Origin of the sequence: Paenibacillus sp. JJ-100 (genome assembly GCF_948329825.1) — a bacterium.
Taxonomy (GTDB): domain Bacteria; phylum Bacillota; class Bacilli; order Paenibacillales; family Paenibacillaceae; genus Paenibacillus.
In genome coordinates this window covers 256,587-272,413 of sequence record NZ_CAOJCM010000002.1, presented here as the reverse complement: position 1 = coordinate 272,413, position 15,827 = coordinate 256,587, and the positions used below count along the sequence as shown (strand labels likewise).

The following is a 15,827-nucleotide window of genomic DNA, read 5'->3' as shown; positions in this document are numbered from 1 at the left end:
AACATTTTGCATTCGTTGACCGCTTTCATAAAAGTGTACACTGAAACTGTATGGTTTGACAACCTGACAGGATAACTGCCTTAATTTAGACAAAAAAAGTGCGAACCATGAAGGCCCGCACTCCAAACCATTTAGAGAGATGTCTGTTGTTCATACCCGTCAGAAACAAGGTCTAACTCGCCTGTAGCAGAGTCAATGACCATGCCGTGAACAGGGATATTCGGAGGAAGTAACGGGTGTTTCTTAATAACTTCCACAGTTCCTTTTACCCCTTCGTGAACACTATCAAACCCTCGTAGCCATTTTTGCAGACGAATCCCGGAATTTTCTAGTGTGGACAAAACTTCTTCAGAAATACCACGCTCAACCATATGACCTATCATTGTCTCAGCATGTAGTGATGCCATACCACACTCCGTATGACCTACTACCAGCACCTCGTGTGCTTCCAATTCATAGATGGCAACCAGAACGGAACGCATAACACTACCAAAAGGTTGGGAGATAATTGCACCTGCGTTTTTGATGATTTTTACATCACCATTCTTTAGATTCATTGCTTTAGGCAACAATTCTACGAGACGAGTATCCATACATGTTATGATGACCATCTTTTTGGTTGGAAACTTGCTAGTCGTATACTGCTCGTATTCTTTAGTCTCGACAAATGATTTGTTGTAAGCCATAATCTCTTGAATGTTGTTCATGTTCATTGCCTCCTGTTATCCAATACGACGAGCACGGTGTCACTTGCATGAGATGCAGCTTGTCCTACACGCCTTTGAGTAGTTTGAATATCGTGGTCAACAGACCGCTTCATTCCTTTTTCTAGAAGAATTGCTTCTGTCAAAAGTTGATTATACGCAATGCAAAAAGTATCATCAATAGGGTGTACAAAATTTTTTTTGAAAAGGTGGGCGGTAACAATGGATAAACAAACCCAGCAGCAACTGCAATCTTTCCTAATTCTTGTTCGTAAAATTAAAAGTTATCACGAAGCCATTGGTCTACTTCACTGGGATTTGCGTACAGGTGCGCCCAAAAAAGGCGTTCCGACCCGTTCAGAAACCCTTGGCATGCTCTCCACAGAAGTATTTAAATTACAAACCTCATCTGAGATGAAGGCTTACTTGGATATTTTGACCCAGCCGAACGTACTGGACCAGCTTGAAGATATCGACCGTCGTCTGGTGGACGAATGCAAAAAGGAATACGACCGTAGTCAATCCGTTCCGCCGGAAAAGGTACAAGAATATACCATACTTACTGCGAAGTCAGAAACGGCATGGGAAGATGCCAAACATAGTAGCGATTATGATGGATTCTCACCATATCTCACAGAGATCGTAAAGCTCAAACAGGAATTTATTGACTATTGGGGTGTCAAAGATACGAGATATGATACATTGCTGGATATGTACGAACCGGGACTGACTGTGGAAAAGGTTGATGCTGTATTCGCTCGCCTCAAAGCTCGCCTCGTCCCATTACAGGAAAAAATCAATGCGGCAGAGAACAAGCCGAATACCGATTTCCTGAACCAGATCTTTGATGTCGAACAGCAGAAGAAATTCAGTCTGTTCATCCTGGAACAGATGGGATATGACTTTGAAGCGGGGCGTCTTGACGAAAGTGTGCATCCGTTCGCAACTGGCCTGAACCCAGGTGATGTCCGAATCACAACGAACTATCTGCAGAATGATGTAACAAGTGCAATATTTAGCTCCCTGCACGAAGGTGGACATGCTCTATATGAGCAAAATATTGATGAAGGTCTGGCTGGCACATTGCTTGCCGAAGGCACATCGATGGGAATTCATGAGTCCCAGTCCCGACTGTGGGAAAATATGATTGGACGTAGTCTGTCGTTCTGGACAAGGTACTACTCTGATCTACAACAGCATTTCCCACAACTAAATGAAGTGAAACTGGAAGATTTCTATCGTGCGATCAACCGGGTGGAGAGCTCACTCATCCGAATTGAGGCGGACGAGCTTACTTACAATCTGCATATTATTATTCGTTATGAGATAGAGAAAATGCTCTTTAATGAAGGGCTAGAAGTGAAAGATCTGCCACAAACATGGAATGCTAAATACAAGGAATACCTCGGCATAATGCCAACTAACGATGGTGAAGGTGTACTTCAGGACGTGCACTGGTCGGGAGGGGATTTCGGTTATTTTGCGTCTTACTCTCTGGGTAATATGTATGCTGCTCAGATCATGCACACATTGCGTCAAGAATTGCCTGAGTTCGACAGTCTAATTGCCGAAGGGAATCTGATTCCAATCAAAGAGTGGCTCACAGAGAAGATTTATCGTTACGGTAAGAGCCGTACACCTTCTGAACTAATCGTTGCTGTGACCGGTGAAGAACTGAATCCGGATTACTTGGCGGACTATTTGGAAGCCAAGTATGCTGAAATTTATAATTTGTAAAACGCTCGAATAGGGGCCAACCAGAACATTCTGGTTGGCTCTTTTTTTTGTGTTCAAGTTCTTAACCTTTTGATAGGCCTCGGCATATCCATAATAGAGAGAAACTGCTAAACCCAGTAAAGGAGGGAAATCAAATGAAGCATACGCCATGGTTTGTGCGGGGCATTGTGATTCTGTTGATTCTCATTGTGGCACTGACGAGCTGCAATAAAGATGAGAACGAAACAAAGGTTACCATCGGTGAAGTGACGCGCTCTGTATTTTACGCACCGGAATATGTGGCTGCGGCTCAAGGTTTTTTTGCTCAAGAGGGGCTAGAAGTCGATATACAAACAACGGCTGGCGGAGATAAGACGATGGCGGCATTGCTTGCGGGTTCCGTCGATATCGCGTTGGTGGGCGCAGAAACGTCCATCTATGTTTATCAACAAGGGGCGGAAGACCCCGTCATTAACTTTGCTCAGCTCACGCAGACGGATGGAACGTTTTTGTTCGCGCGAGATGCACAGGATCCCTTTGATTGGGATCAATTGAAACAACATGTTTTTCTTGGTCAACGCAAAGGTGGCATGCCACAAATGGCCGGAGAGTTTGTTTTGAACAAACATGGCATTAACCCGTCAACTGATCTCGAACTGATTCAGAATGTGGATTTTGCTAATATTGCATCTGCTTTTGCTTCAGGCACGGGGGATTTTGTACAACTGTTTGAGCCACAGGCATCCATTTTCGAACAGGAAGGCCGTGGGAAAGTGGTAGCGTCTTTCGGCACAGAGAGTGGGCATCTGCCATATACCGTGTTCATGACCAAACAAAGTTATCTGAACGACAACCCGGAAATCGTACAAAAATTCACGAATGCCCTGCATAAAGCTCAACGTTGGGTAGATTCTCATACGGCCGAGGAGATTGCCCAGGTGATTACTCCATTTTTCAAAGATATTGATCCAGCCATTCTCACAAGTAGTGTGAGTCGGTATAAGGAACAAGGCACGTATGCGACAGATCCGATCATAGATGAGCAAGAATGGAACAATCTACTGGATGTCATGAGTGCTGCCGGTGAATTAAAACAACGCGTTGAGCTGGGGCCCATCGTAGATTCATCATTTGCAGAACAGGCAAAGACACTTACGCCTTAAAATGAAGAAGGAAAACAAGTAAGATGAACAATTAAAACGTCGAAAGCAAGTTGATGAAATCGGGGAAGGAATTCAGGGGAAGGGAGTGAACAGTAATGCCTGATTCCAGGAACGTGATTCGACTGGAGAATATCTCCCAAGTCTATGTCAGTGAACGTGAAGCGTCACTAGTCATCGAGGATTTAAGTTTGGGGATAAACCAAGGGGAATTCGTGAGTCTGGTTGGGCCGAGTGGATGCGGCAAAACAACGTTGTTGTCCATTATCGCCGGTCTACTGAGCCCGACTCGGGGAGAGGTTGAAGTTGAAGGAAAACTTGTTCAAGGCCCCTCTGCCCGAGTGGGCTACATGTTACAGCAAGATTACTTGTTCCCCTGGCGCACCATTCTGGATAATGCACTCATTGGACTTGAATTAACAGGTAATCTGGACGCGAAGAGCAGGGAACGTACACGTGAACTTCTAGGCAGCATGGGGCTTGGCGGGACAGAGCAGCAATATCCCTCTGAACTGTCCGGGGGCATGAGACAGCGGGTAGCTCTCGTTCGAACACTTGCCACAGACCCCGCGATCCTTCTGTTAGATGAACCTTTCTCTGCACTAGATTATCAAACGAAGTTACAACTTGAAGATCTTGTCTCGGATACGTTAAAAGAGTTCGGCAAAACCTCTGTGCTGGTCACACACGATCTGTCAGAAGCGATTGCGGTTAGTGACCGGGTTATTGTACTGGATCGTAATCCGGGACGAATTCGACGCGAGTTCGAGGTTCCAGAACATATTCGGCTGGCACAGCCTTTTCATGCTAGGGAGCAGGCGGGCTTCAATGAGTTATTCCAGTCACTGTGGAGTGAGCTCGTTCAGTCTGGGGGAGGTGAGAAGAATATATGAGTCAGACCATTCCTCCAGAGCAAGAGAAGCAGGAAGTACGTGATCGTTGGCTCCAGACTCTCCATCATAACCATAAACGTAAAATGTCACGATGGAGGAACCATATCTTAGCAGTTCAACTGTCCTTATTAGTATGTATGTTTTTACTCTGGGAGCTGGCGGGCAGATTGCGGTGGATTGATGTACTCCTTTTTAGTTATCCAAGTAAAGTCTTTGCGCAGATTAGCAAGGACATTGCGGGTGGCGAGATATGGGTACATGTCGGGGTGACTGTGGGTGAGACGGTAGTCGGTTTTTTGCTGGGGACACTTGTTGGAACGCTGCTTGCTGTTCTGATTTGGTGGTCTCCTTTTTTGTCCAAAGTGCTGGACCCTTATATGGTTGTGTTTAATAGTATGCCAAAGGTAGCTCTGGGACCAATTTTTATTGTCATGTTCGGGGCGGGATTTACAGCCATTGTGATGACAACTCTGTCCATTACAGTAATCATTACTACACTCGTTGTATACAACAGCTTCAACGAGGTTGATCCGAATTATGTTAAGGTGATTCGAACGTTTGGTGGAGAACGCGCTGAGATTTTTGCAAAAGTTGTATTTCCTGCTTCATTCCCTACAATCGTATCTACCTTGAAAGTAAACGTAGGTATGGCTTGGGTTGGGGTGATTGTAGGCGAGTTTCTAGTGGCGAAGCAAGGGCTGGGATATCTGATCATTTACGGTTTTCAGGTATTCAATTTTACGCTGGTATTATCAAGTTTGCTTATTATCGCAGCCGTAGCTACAGCAATGTACCAACTGGTTGTATATGCAGAGCGGAAACTGTTAGCTGGCCGAAGATCGTAATTAAATTGTGTTGCATCATATGTAAACTCTTCTACATGAGTTATAACGTTGCCCCCAATTGTAAAATCAAGTAGGATATTTGATGGAGGAAGTACTTCGGGCTATGTTTCTGCAACCGGCATGTTTGGTGTGCATGCCGGTTGATGTCGTCTAGTTTGTAATAGGTTGAGTCATACTATTAATGAATGTTTATAACGACTTTCGGCAGGGGAATACATATGGAAACTGGTGATATATAGGCCGCGAACTTTTGTACAGCTTAGAGGAGATGGAATGTTAAATGGGGTTTAGAGTCATTAAAACGGCAATCGCAGCATTGATGGCTGTACTGATTGCGGACTGGTGTCGCTTGCCAGGACCGACTTCAGCCGGATTGCTTGCGATTCTCGGTGTAGATGTAACGAGAAAAAGGAGTATTCGAACGATATCGGCACGATTTTTTGCATCCGTAGTCGGTCTCCTGTTTGCAAGTGTGCTTTTTCAGTTCCTCGGCTTCCATTACTGGGTGCTCGCAGTATACATACTAACGGCTTTTCCCGTCATTGTACGGGCTGGCTTTAAGGAAGGCATTGTTACAGGTTCAGTTGTAGTGTTTCGGGTATTTAGCGGTGGGGAAATGAGTTTGCAAGTTGTACTAGTTCAGATTGCTTTGCTCTTGATTGGTTTAGGTTCAGCGATGGTTGTGAATCTGGCATATATGCCCGCAGCGGATCCGCAAATGCTGCAGATCCGTAAACGAATTGATGAACTGTTCTCGAAGATTTTCCAGGAGTTCGCAGCAACCTTGCGTAATCCCAATGAAGTATGGGCAGGCAAAGAATTAATTGAAGCGGATCAAGCAGTACTCGGTGGAATTGAAGCAGCCAAACGTTCACTAGAGAACCAGGTCATTCATCCGAATGAAGGATGGAGTGTATATTTTTATATGCGAAAAACACAGCTTGATTCCATACAACACATGATGCATCTTGTGTCACAGGTCTATGAAAAGATGCCTCATGCGGAGATGGTGTCCGAGTTGTTCGATCAGCTCAGTCAAGACGTGTTGAGGGAATCTTACACCGGGCGAACGGAAAAACTGCTGGCAGAAGTACAGGAAAAATTCAGACAAATGGAGCTGCCAGACACAAGAGAAGAATTCGAGATGCGTTCGGCTATTCTCCAGTTGTGCCACGAGCTTTCCATGTATCTGAAAATCGCCAAGAAGGACAAAGCTCCGTCTCCAATCTCGGATCGCTCCCAATCTGTAAACGAATCATAGAAAATAATAGAAAATAGTTGTCACCCTAGACGGATGTCCTGCATACACTTGTAGTGAATGATTGTATGGAGGAGGTTTAAAGATGTCATTGAGTCATAAACATCAATGTAGAGAGATTATCACGAAGGCGATCTGCGGCAAAGGTCGTAAGTTCTCTACCGTAACACATACCGTGACTCCGCCAAATGGTCCGACCAGTATTTTGGGGGCTTGGATTATCAACCACCAGTATGAAGCCGTATCAGCGGGGGACGGAATTGAAGTTATTGGTACTTACGATATCAACATTTGGTATTCCTATGACAAAAATTCGCAAACGGATGTCGCTAAAGAAACCGTATCGTATGTAGAACATGTACCTTTGTCTTATCTGGACCCGAAACACCGGACTTCCACAGTGGAGGTATCTGCGGATGCAACGCAGGAACCGAGCTGTGTGGAAGCCACAGTGTCCACAGGTGGGGGCAGCGTAATTATCCGGGTGGAGCGGGAATTCGCTGTAGAACTCGTGGCTGAAACCAAAGTCTGTGTAAAGGTGTGCACGGATGGCTGTGGTGATTACGAAGACAAGGATTATGACTATGGCAGCGTGGATGGAGACTATGATGATCTCGATCCAGACCTGCTGGATGATGAGTTGTAAATCACTCATTGAAACGGAAAAGCGAATGTATCATAACCTAGAGTATCATATGCGCCAATAGGTGCGATGAAGAGGGCGAAAGCCCTCTTTCTTTCATAAAATATTAAAAATGGGTTGTGACGAGCCTGATGATGTACCTGAAGTTTGTTAACGGGAAGGCTTCGCTGCTGCGGGGTCTTTTTTTGATAAGCATAGAGCATTTGACATGGCAAGAGGGGGGATGGTATGAACGTCAAGGAAGAAGCGGAAGATGCTGTCCATGCTTATAAGAGGCTTAGTTCGGAAGAACGGATTATGCGGTTGAAGCAAGTGGGTATTGAAGTGTTATCTACGAAGGATCAGCGCAGGCGAGAACCTGGGCTGCGTGTACGCTATGATGTTGATATCAGTTGTCTTCAAGCGATTCGGATCAGGAGCAGGGATACAAGCGGTATGGGGGCGAGGCAGGAAAGAGAGCTGGATCGTGAAGCAGCTTCATCCGTGTATAGACGTGTAGAGCGTCTTGCGATCAAAACCCTATACACATTGGGACTGAATCATGGAGCGGTTCGTTTGGAAGCTTCGGGTAATGGCGGATGTGCCGTCATTTCGGTTGATCCAAGCCCTTGGAAAGGTGTAACGAACCTTGCTGCACTTTACAGGGAGAGCTGGAACCAGCATCAGGCTTTGTTGAATGAGGAGAGGCAAGCGAACCGAATTCCTGTACTGGGCATGGACCCTGAGTTTCTGTTGGTACAGATGCCCGAGTCCAAAATTGTACCTGCTTCCAGGTTTCTTGAACGTACGGGTGTTGCGGGTTGTGATTCCGTTACGATTGGCGGCAGACGTGTATACCCTGTTGCGGAGCTGCGTCCTGCTCCGAGCACGGAACCGCGTGAGTTATTGTCCCATCTGATGCGGGCCTTCGCTGCAGCTTCTCGAAGCATAAGTGACTCGTCCCTGATCTGGCAGGCGGGCGGCATGCCCCAGCGAGGACTGCCGCTGGGCGGGCATATCCATCTGAGCGGTATACAACTGACTGGTGGATTGCTTCGTGCACTGGATAATTATTTGGCACTGCCCTTGGCGGTGCTTCAGGACCCGCGTGGATCAGGCAGGCGCCCAAGGTATGGAACCCTGGGGGATTTTCGCCTGAAATCCTACGGTGGATTCGAATATCGCACATTGCCGAGTTTTCTCGTTTCTCCGGTTGTGGCCAAAGGTGTCGTTGCTCTTGCAGGGCTGATTGCCAGCAGCTATGATCAGTTAATGCAGCGCCCTCTATCGAAAACAAAGGTTCATACTGCATTTTATGAGGGGCAGCGAGAGGTCATGATGGCGTGTATCCCCTCATTGATGGAAGAACTGAAGCAATTAAGCGGATACGCACGTTATGAACGCTACGCGAATCCACTGATACGACAGTTCCAACTGGGGCATACCTGGGATGAAAGCAGGGATATCCGCAAACTTTGGAATATTCGGCCAGGCTCATGAAGAAGCGGCATTTTTTTGTTATAATGAAAAATATGAATTTTGAATACGTTACGATACGGAAGATATGAAGCAGTTAATCCCTTAAAGGAACAGGGCGAATAGCCCAAACATAAGGCGGAGGTGCGTTCTTGGTACCTGACCGCCTTATTGCCTTCCAAGGATACTTCTTCCAGACATCATAGGAACGGACGGTGGATAGATATCATGGCTCAGTACACGCCAATGATTCAACAATATTTGCAAGTGAAAGCCCAAGCGCAAGATGCGTTTCTTTTTTTCAGACTAGGTGATTTCTACGAAATGTTTTTCGATGACGCCATCAATGCTGCAAGGGAACTGGAGATCACGTTAACCGCACGCAACGGGGGCACGGACGATAAGATTCCAATGTGCGGTGTGCCCTATCATTCCGCTGAAAATTACATACAGCGTCTGATCGAGAAAGGGTACAAAGTAGCGATCTGTGAACAGATGGATGATCCCGCAACAACCAAAGGCATGGTCCGCCGCGAGATCGTTCGTGTAGTCACACCCGGAACGGTAATGGAAGGTAAAACGCTGGGGGACAAGTCGAACAATTACATGGTGTGTCTGACGGGGAATCAGAATACGCTCGCTCTTGCCGCGTGTGACCTCTCTACGGGAGAACTCTACGTAACATCTGTTCCCTATTCCAAAGAGTGGCTCAAAGACGAGATTGGCATCTATGAGCCGTCTGAATTAGTGGGAGACGCAGCTCTGCTGGAGCTTGTAGAATCCGAATCATCTCCGATTGGACGGCCAGTCGTCTATACGGCATGGAACAAAAGCAAAGAAGACCTTGTGCGTCAGCAGTTCGGCGAATCGGTATGGGCAAGATTGGAGCCTGAACGTCAGGCATGTGTTGCTCGCCTGTTTTCGTACCTGAGTGAGACACAGAAGCGATCGCTTGGACAGTTGACGCAAATTTCTACGTATGAGCCGGACCATTATATGATTCTGGATCCATTTACACGGCGTAATCTGGAACTAGTCGAAACGGTGCGCGAGCGTTCCAAGAAAGGTTCGCTGCTGTGGCTGTTGGATCGCACGGAGACGTCTATGGGGGCCCGAATGATGAGGCGCTGGGTGGATAAACCCCTTTTGCAAAAAGGAAAGATCAATGAACGCCTGGAAGCGGTAGACACTCTCTATAACCAGTTTATTCTGCGTGAGGATCTGCGGTCTGAGTTAAAAGACATCTATGATCTAGAGCGTCTGGTAGGACGGATTGCTTTTGGTAATGCAAATGGTCGGGATCTGAACGCACTTAAATCCTCACTGGACAAAATTCCGAGTCTGCGACAACACTGTGCAAGTTCCTCTTCGTCAACCCTTCGACATATCGCTGAAACGATGGATGAATGCACTGATCTGCGAGATGCCATTGGACAGGCTATCGTGGATGAACCTCCTGCATCGGTTAGAGAAGGTGGACTTATCCGTGAGGGATACCATGCGAGACTGGATGAACTGCGCGAGGCTTCGGTGAACGGTAAGCAGTGGATTGCCGAGTTGGAAGCAAGAGAACGTGAAGCTACGGGTATTCGCTCGCTGAAAATTGGATACAACAAAGTGTTCGGTTATTATATTGAAATTACCAAATCCAATCTGGCTTCACTACCTGAAGGACGGTATGAGCGCAAACAAACCCTTGCTAATGCCGAGCGTTATATTACACCTGAATTGAAAGAGAAGGAGACACTGATTCTTGAAGCTCAGGACAAAATGGTGGATATCGAGTACAGCCTCTTTGCAGAGCTGCGTGATCGCCTGAATCAGGAGATCGCAAGGCTGCAGAAGCTCGCTGAGCAGGTGGCCGAGATTGATGTGTATCAATCGTTTGCGGTAATTAGCGCAGAGCGTAATTTTGTACGTCCCATCCTGACAGATGGATATAACCTGGTCGTAGAGCAAGGACGTCATCCAGTCGTGGAGGCTGTTATGCGGGATGGGGCTTTTATTGCCAACCAGACTGCGATGACCGAGGAAGAGGCGCGTATTCTGCTGATTACTGGGCCGAATATGGCTGGGAAAAGTACGTATATGAGACAAGTCGCACTCATCTCCATTTTGGCGCAGATTGGTTGTTTTGTGCCTGCAAGTCAAGCGGAAGTACCTATTATGGATCGGATTTTTACACGGATTGGTGCTGCGGACGATCTCATTGGTGGACAGAGTACGTTTATGGTGGAGATGGCAGATATTCAGGTTATGACCGAAAAAGCAACGCCGCGTAGTCTCATCATTATTGATGAGCTGGGTCGTGGAACTTCCACCAGTGAAGGTATGGCGATTGCACAGTCGGTGATTGAGTATGTACATGATGTGATTGGATGTAAAGCGCTCGTATCCACACATTTCCATGAACTGGCTCATCTGGAGGAAAGTTTGGACAAGCTGGCTAACTATTCTATGGCAGTTCAGGAGAGCGGAGACAAGGTGAACTTCCTGCGTAAGTTAATTGCGGGAGCGGCAAGCAGTAGTTATGGCATCTATTGTGCTCGGCTTGCGGGTCTACCTGACAGTATCATTGAACGTGCGAATGGACTTCTGCATGGCTTTGAACAAGCGGCATCACAGGTGGCTGTCGGCAGTGAATTTGTGCCTGATAGCAGATCCTTGTCCACACAGCAGTCATCGATGGAGAAGAGCGACTTCATGTCGTCTGCTTCTGAGGAAGATCCAGTAGTTCGAGAACAACTTAAGAATGAACAAGTTATGGGGATAGAGACGACAAAACAAGCTGGTGTGTCTACTTCTCAGGATAACGTACCAGAACACGTCAACGGGAGTAACAAATACAGTACGTATAATGATCATAATGATAGCCAGCCTGAGGTTGTACAACTCTCGATATTCGATGATGAAGAACCGGAGATTAATCATTCTACACGAACGGTCATCGTGGAGGATAAACCTGCCCGTGAATTGATTCGACATATGAAAGAGATCGATGTGATGAACATGACGCCTTTGCAGGCGATGCAAATATTAAATGATCTTAAAATGAAAGCACAGCAATTATCCTGAGTAACGGAGAGGAGGAGAATCTGTGGCGAACATTCATGTGCTTGATGAACATATTGCCAACCAGATCGCAGCGGGTGAGGTGGTTGAGCGGCCTGCATCCGTCGTGAAAGAGCTGCTTGAAAATGCGGTGGATGCGGGAGCCTCGAAAATTGAAGTCGCTGTAGAGGAAGGTGGTCTGCTTCGTATCCGGGTAAAGGATAACGGATCAGGCATCGAGCCAGATGATCTCGAAACAGCTTTCTACCGTCATGCGACTAGCAAAATAGCCCATGGCCGGGATCTGTTTCAGATCACTAGCCTCGGGTTTCGCGGTGAGGCACTGCCCAGTATTGCAGCTGTCTCTAAGGTTGAAGTGCTCACAGCTAGTGGAGACGACGGACGAGGACGACGTATCGTTATTGAAGGGGGCAAGCTCTGTGCGCACGAAGATGCCACATCACCACAAGGAACGGAGTTTGTGGTGAAGGAGTTATTCTACAATACGCCTGCGAGATTAAAATATATGAAAACCATCCAAACTGAGCTGGGGCATATCTCGGATGTGTTATATCGTATGGCAATGTCGCATCCGCATATTTCGTTCACTCTTCGTCACAATGAAAATACGTTGCTGCAAACGCTAGGGAATGGAGACCTGTTACAAGTGGTTGCAGCAATTTATGGGACGAGTGCAGCCAAAGCGATGTTGCCCATTCAGGGGGAAAACCTGGATTACAAGCTTAGTGGTCTGATTAGTCTCCCTGAGTGGACACGTGCGAATCGTGCGGGAATGTCAACGATTGTGAATGGTCGGTACATTCGTAACTACGGTCTGAACCAGGCAATTTTGAAAGCTTATCATACGCTGCTGCCTATTAATCGTTTCCCCCTTGTCGTCGTGAAACTCGAGATGCATCCTTCGCTTGTGGACGTGAACGTACATCCGGCGAAACTGGAAGTTCGGTTCAGTAAAGAGGCGGAGCTGTATGAATTTGTGGAAAACACATTGCGCGGTATTTTGCGGCAGGAAGTATTAATTCCACAAGTACGGAAGCAGCAAATCAGACGAGGAGATGACAGTTCATTTATCCAGGAACAATTTTTGTTCCCGCGTGGACCGGTGAAAGAGCAGGACGCAAGTGAAGGATATAGTCAACAAGGCCCTCTTGGTAAAGGACTAAAAGAAATGGAAGAGGCCAAAGAGATCAAAGAGATCAAAGAGACCAAAGAGACCAAAGAGATGAAAGGGACTCAAATTCACCATGCTGGCTATTCTTCATCCTCCTTCTCATCATCTAAAGTTATAGAAGACGAACATGCGGATCTGGATGCACCTGCGGAGTTGGATACAGGAACAGGCGCAGGCACTGGTCATGGAAAAACGGACACAGCAGCAGAGCAGATGGCTTCTGATCCGGTGCAAACGCCTCCTCTTCCCGAAGCACCGCCAGAATCCGTTCCGGTATATGGACCCACTGATCTATTGAGTGATGCTCAGTTCAGCAGAACCAACCATGCTGGAAGAAATGAGACAGAAACATATCAATCAGCTTCATACAATTCTCCAGTTAGTGAAAGCCGCACGGCATACTCTTCAGGCACAGGGCAAAGAACTGAACGAAGCTGGAAACAGGCATCCATGCCTGACCCATCCAAACTGGCCGCTGCAATTCAGTCAGATACTTCCATGCCTGCGTTCCCTGAACTTAGTCTGATTGGTCAGCATCACGGAACGTACCTAATTGCACAGAACGATGAAGGTTTATATTTAATAGATCAACATGCTGCCCATGAACGAGTGAACTACGAATACTTTTATGAGAAATTCGGTAATCCGACTCAGGCTTCACAGGAGTTACTGCTCCCTATTACGCTTGAATTCACACCTTCAGAGGCTGAAAAGCTGAAAGCAAGACTTACTTGGTTCGAACAGGCTGGGGTCTATTTGGAGCATTTCGGTGGACAGACCTTCCGCGTACGTTCTCATCCATACTGGTTCCCCAAAGGTGAAGAAAAGGACATTATTGAAGAGATGTCGGAATGGGTTCTCAGCGAACGCAGTATAGATGTGGCCAAGTTACGTGAAGCTGCTTCGATTATGTGTTCCTGTAAAGCTTCGATTAAAGCGAATCAGAAGCTTACGGATCAAGAGGCTGAAGTGTTGATACAGCGTCTGGGTTCATGTCGGCAGCCTTATACGTGTCCACACGGTCGGCCGATTGTAATTTCATTTTCAACATATGATTTGGAGAAATTATTTAAACGAGTGATGTAGTATTTTAGGGGGATATTATGTATATAACAACGGGTGACAAGGAGGCAGCTTCTCTGGTAGATCGTGCACGCGCGCTTGCTGCAGAGACTGGGGGCACCTATATACCGCGAAACAGAACGTCACTGCCTAATTTGCTGGATAAATATGGGATTCAGGAGATTTTGGTAGTGTTAAAAGGGAGAGCACGTTTGTTCCGGAAGGATGAGTCGGAGCTTGAATTTCATCCGAGTATGGGATTTGTGCGCGCCAAGCGTGTGTTAAGGGGAGAGTCTGATCCGATGCTGGAAGCGGGTGCTGTACTGAAAGGTGATACGGTTGTGGACTGTACGGCAGGATTAGGATCGGATTCACTTGTGTTTGCCGTTGCAACAGCTGTTCAAGGACGTGTTATTGCATGTGAAAGCTCTGAACCGCTCTATACACTTCTCCTCGATGGTATGTCACATTATGAGAGTAACGAACCTTCGATTGATGAGGCGTTCCGACGGATTGAACTGCGGAATATGGATCATTTGGAACTGCTGCGCTCCTTACCTGACCGGAGCTGTGATACGGTATACTTTGATCCGATGTTCCGTGAGCCGATGATGGATTCGAGTGCAATCCGACCTTTACGGGACTACGCCAATGCTCATGCTTTGGCAGAAGAGAGTATCATAGAGGCGAGAAGAGTCGCCCGCAAGCGAGTGGTTATGAAAGAAAAACGCGGCAGCGCAGAGTTTGACAGACTTGGATTCCAAGTGCTGGATCGGGCCAATGCAAAAACATTGTACGGAGTGATTAATGTTGAGATCGGAAGTTAATGCAAAACCGCAGCTACTGGTCCTGGTCGGACCGACAGCTGTAGGTAAAACGAGATTAAGCATCGAGCTGGCACAAGCGTTCAACTGTGAAGTGATCTCTGGAGATTCCATGCAGGTTTACCGTCAAATGGATATTGGAACTGCCAAAATCTTACCCGAAGAAATGAAGGGTGTACCCCATCATCTCATTGACATTCATGAACCTGAATATCCATATTCCGTTGCCGAGTTCCAGGAGAGCTGTACTCATTTAATCCCGGAGATCCATGATCGTGGCAGGTTGCCTTTTATCGTTGGTGGTACGGGTTTATACGTGGAGTCGGTTTGTTACGGATTTCAATTCTCAGACAGCGGATCGGATGAAGCATTTAGAGAAGAACAGTTCCAATATGCTGAGCAACATGGGGCTAAGGCTCTTCATGATCGTCTAAGAGAAGTTGACCCAGTGAGTGCGGATCGTCTACATCCGAATGATCAGCGACGTATTGTACGTGCACTCGAAATCTTCCATCTAACAGGAGAAAAATGGTCGGAGCAGCTAGCTGTGCAGAAAAAAGAGTCTCCATACGATCTGCTTATTGTAGGCCTAACGATGGATCGCCAAAAGTTATATGCACGAGTCGAAGAGCGTATTGATCTCATGATCGAGCAAGGGCTTGTAGATGAGGTGAAAGCACTACTTGAAAGAGGAGTCTCACGGGGGCACATTTCTATGCAGGGCCTGGGGTATAAGGAAATTGCTGCGTATTTGCAGGGTGAAGTCAGTTGGGAGGCTGCGGTGGAGTGGCTTAAAAGAGACACACGCCGTTTTGCCAAACGTCAACTGTCCTGGTTCCGTCACATGAAGGATATTCAGTGGTTGGATGTAACGGATACTGAGAATTTTGAAGGTCATTATCAACAAGTAAGCGAATGGATTACATCTAAATTTAACTGAATAAAGTTAGATGAAAACCCCTATCTTTTCAACGAAAAGATAGGGGTTTTTTCTTGTTGGGTAATAATAACTAGGGGTACAAAA

The 15,827-nt window shown here is 46.7% G+C and carries 12 protein-coding genes; 11 read left to right on the top strand and 1 reads right to left on the bottom strand.

Going from position 1 to position 15,827, the window contains the following annotated elements; all coding sequences use genetic code 11:
- Positions 1-131: 131 nt before the first annotated feature.
- Positions 132-707 (bottom strand): beta-class carbonic anhydrase, encoded by a 576-nt coding sequence (locus tag PQG66_RS07815; protein ID WP_272037009.1) that lies wholly within the window; start codon positions 705-707, stop codon positions 132-134.
- A gap of 219 nt (positions 708-926) precedes the next feature.
- On the opposite strand from PQG66_RS07815, the gene PQG66_RS07810 reads away from it, so the two are divergent.
- The 11 genes from PQG66_RS07810 (at position 927) to miaA (ending at position 15,743) form a co-directional block, all read left to right on the top strand.
- The gene (locus tag PQG66_RS07810) at positions 927-2,441 is read left to right on the top strand and encodes a carboxypeptidase M32 (protein ID WP_272037007.1); all 1,515 of its coding nucleotides are present in this window, start codon (positions 927-929) and stop codon (positions 2,439-2,441) included.
- A gap of 134 nt (positions 2,442-2,575) precedes the next feature.
- A complete protein-coding gene (locus PQG66_RS07805) occupies positions 2,576-3,583 on the top strand; it encodes an ABC transporter substrate-binding protein (protein ID WP_272037006.1) in 1,008 nt (335 codons plus the stop codon).
- Positions 3,584-3,678: 95 nt separating this feature from the next.
- Positions 3,679-4,473, top strand: a complete 795-nt coding sequence (locus tag PQG66_RS07800) for an ABC transporter ATP-binding protein (RefSeq protein ID WP_272037004.1) — start codon at positions 3,679-3,681, stop codon at positions 4,471-4,473.
- A gap of 83 nt (positions 4,474-4,556) precedes the next feature.
- Positions 4,557-5,318 (top strand): ABC transporter permease, encoded by a 762-nt coding sequence (locus PQG66_RS07795; protein ID WP_442955085.1) that lies wholly within the window; start codon positions 4,557-4,559, stop codon positions 5,316-5,318.
- A gap of 280 nt (positions 5,319-5,598) precedes the next feature.
- Positions 5,599-6,579 carry an aromatic acid exporter family protein gene (locus PQG66_RS07790; RefSeq protein WP_272037000.1) on the top strand — a complete coding sequence of 327 codons (981 nt, stop codon included), beginning with the start codon at positions 5,599-5,601 and terminating at the stop codon, positions 6,577-6,579.
- An 82-nt stretch (positions 6,580-6,661) separates the two neighbouring features.
- The gene (locus PQG66_RS07785) at positions 6,662-7,222 is read left to right on the top strand and encodes an outer spore coat protein CotE (RefSeq protein ID WP_272036998.1); all 561 of its coding nucleotides are present in this window, start codon (positions 6,662-6,664) and stop codon (positions 7,220-7,222) included.
- A gap of 225 nt (positions 7,223-7,447) precedes the next feature.
- Positions 7,448-8,698 (top strand): putative amidoligase domain-containing protein, encoded by a 1,251-nt coding sequence (locus tag PQG66_RS07780; RefSeq protein ID WP_272036996.1) that lies wholly within the window; start codon positions 7,448-7,450, stop codon positions 8,696-8,698.
- Between the two features lie 204 nt (positions 8,699-8,902).
- The gene (gene mutS / locus PQG66_RS07775) at positions 8,903-11,749 is read left to right on the top strand and encodes a DNA mismatch repair protein MutS (RefSeq protein ID WP_272036994.1); all 2,847 of its coding nucleotides are present in this window, start codon (positions 8,903-8,905) and stop codon (positions 11,747-11,749) included.
- A 22-nt stretch (positions 11,750-11,771) separates the two neighbouring features.
- Positions 11,772-14,003, top strand: a complete 2,232-nt coding sequence (gene mutL, locus PQG66_RS07770) for a DNA mismatch repair endonuclease MutL (protein WP_272036992.1) — start codon at positions 11,772-11,774, stop codon at positions 14,001-14,003.
- A 17-nt stretch (positions 14,004-14,020) separates the two neighbouring features.
- Positions 14,021-14,806 carry a class I SAM-dependent methyltransferase gene (locus tag PQG66_RS07765; RefSeq protein WP_272036990.1) on the top strand — a complete coding sequence of 262 codons (786 nt, stop codon included), beginning with the start codon at positions 14,021-14,023 and terminating at the stop codon, positions 14,804-14,806.
- Positions 14,787-15,743, top strand: coding sequence for a tRNA (adenosine(37)-N6)-dimethylallyltransferase MiaA (gene miaA, locus PQG66_RS07760; RefSeq protein WP_272036988.1), 957 nt, complete (start codon positions 14,787-14,789; stop codon positions 15,741-15,743). Before PQG66_RS07765 ends, miaA begins: the two co-directional genes overlap by 20 nt.
- Positions 15,744-15,827: the final 84 nt, after the last annotated feature.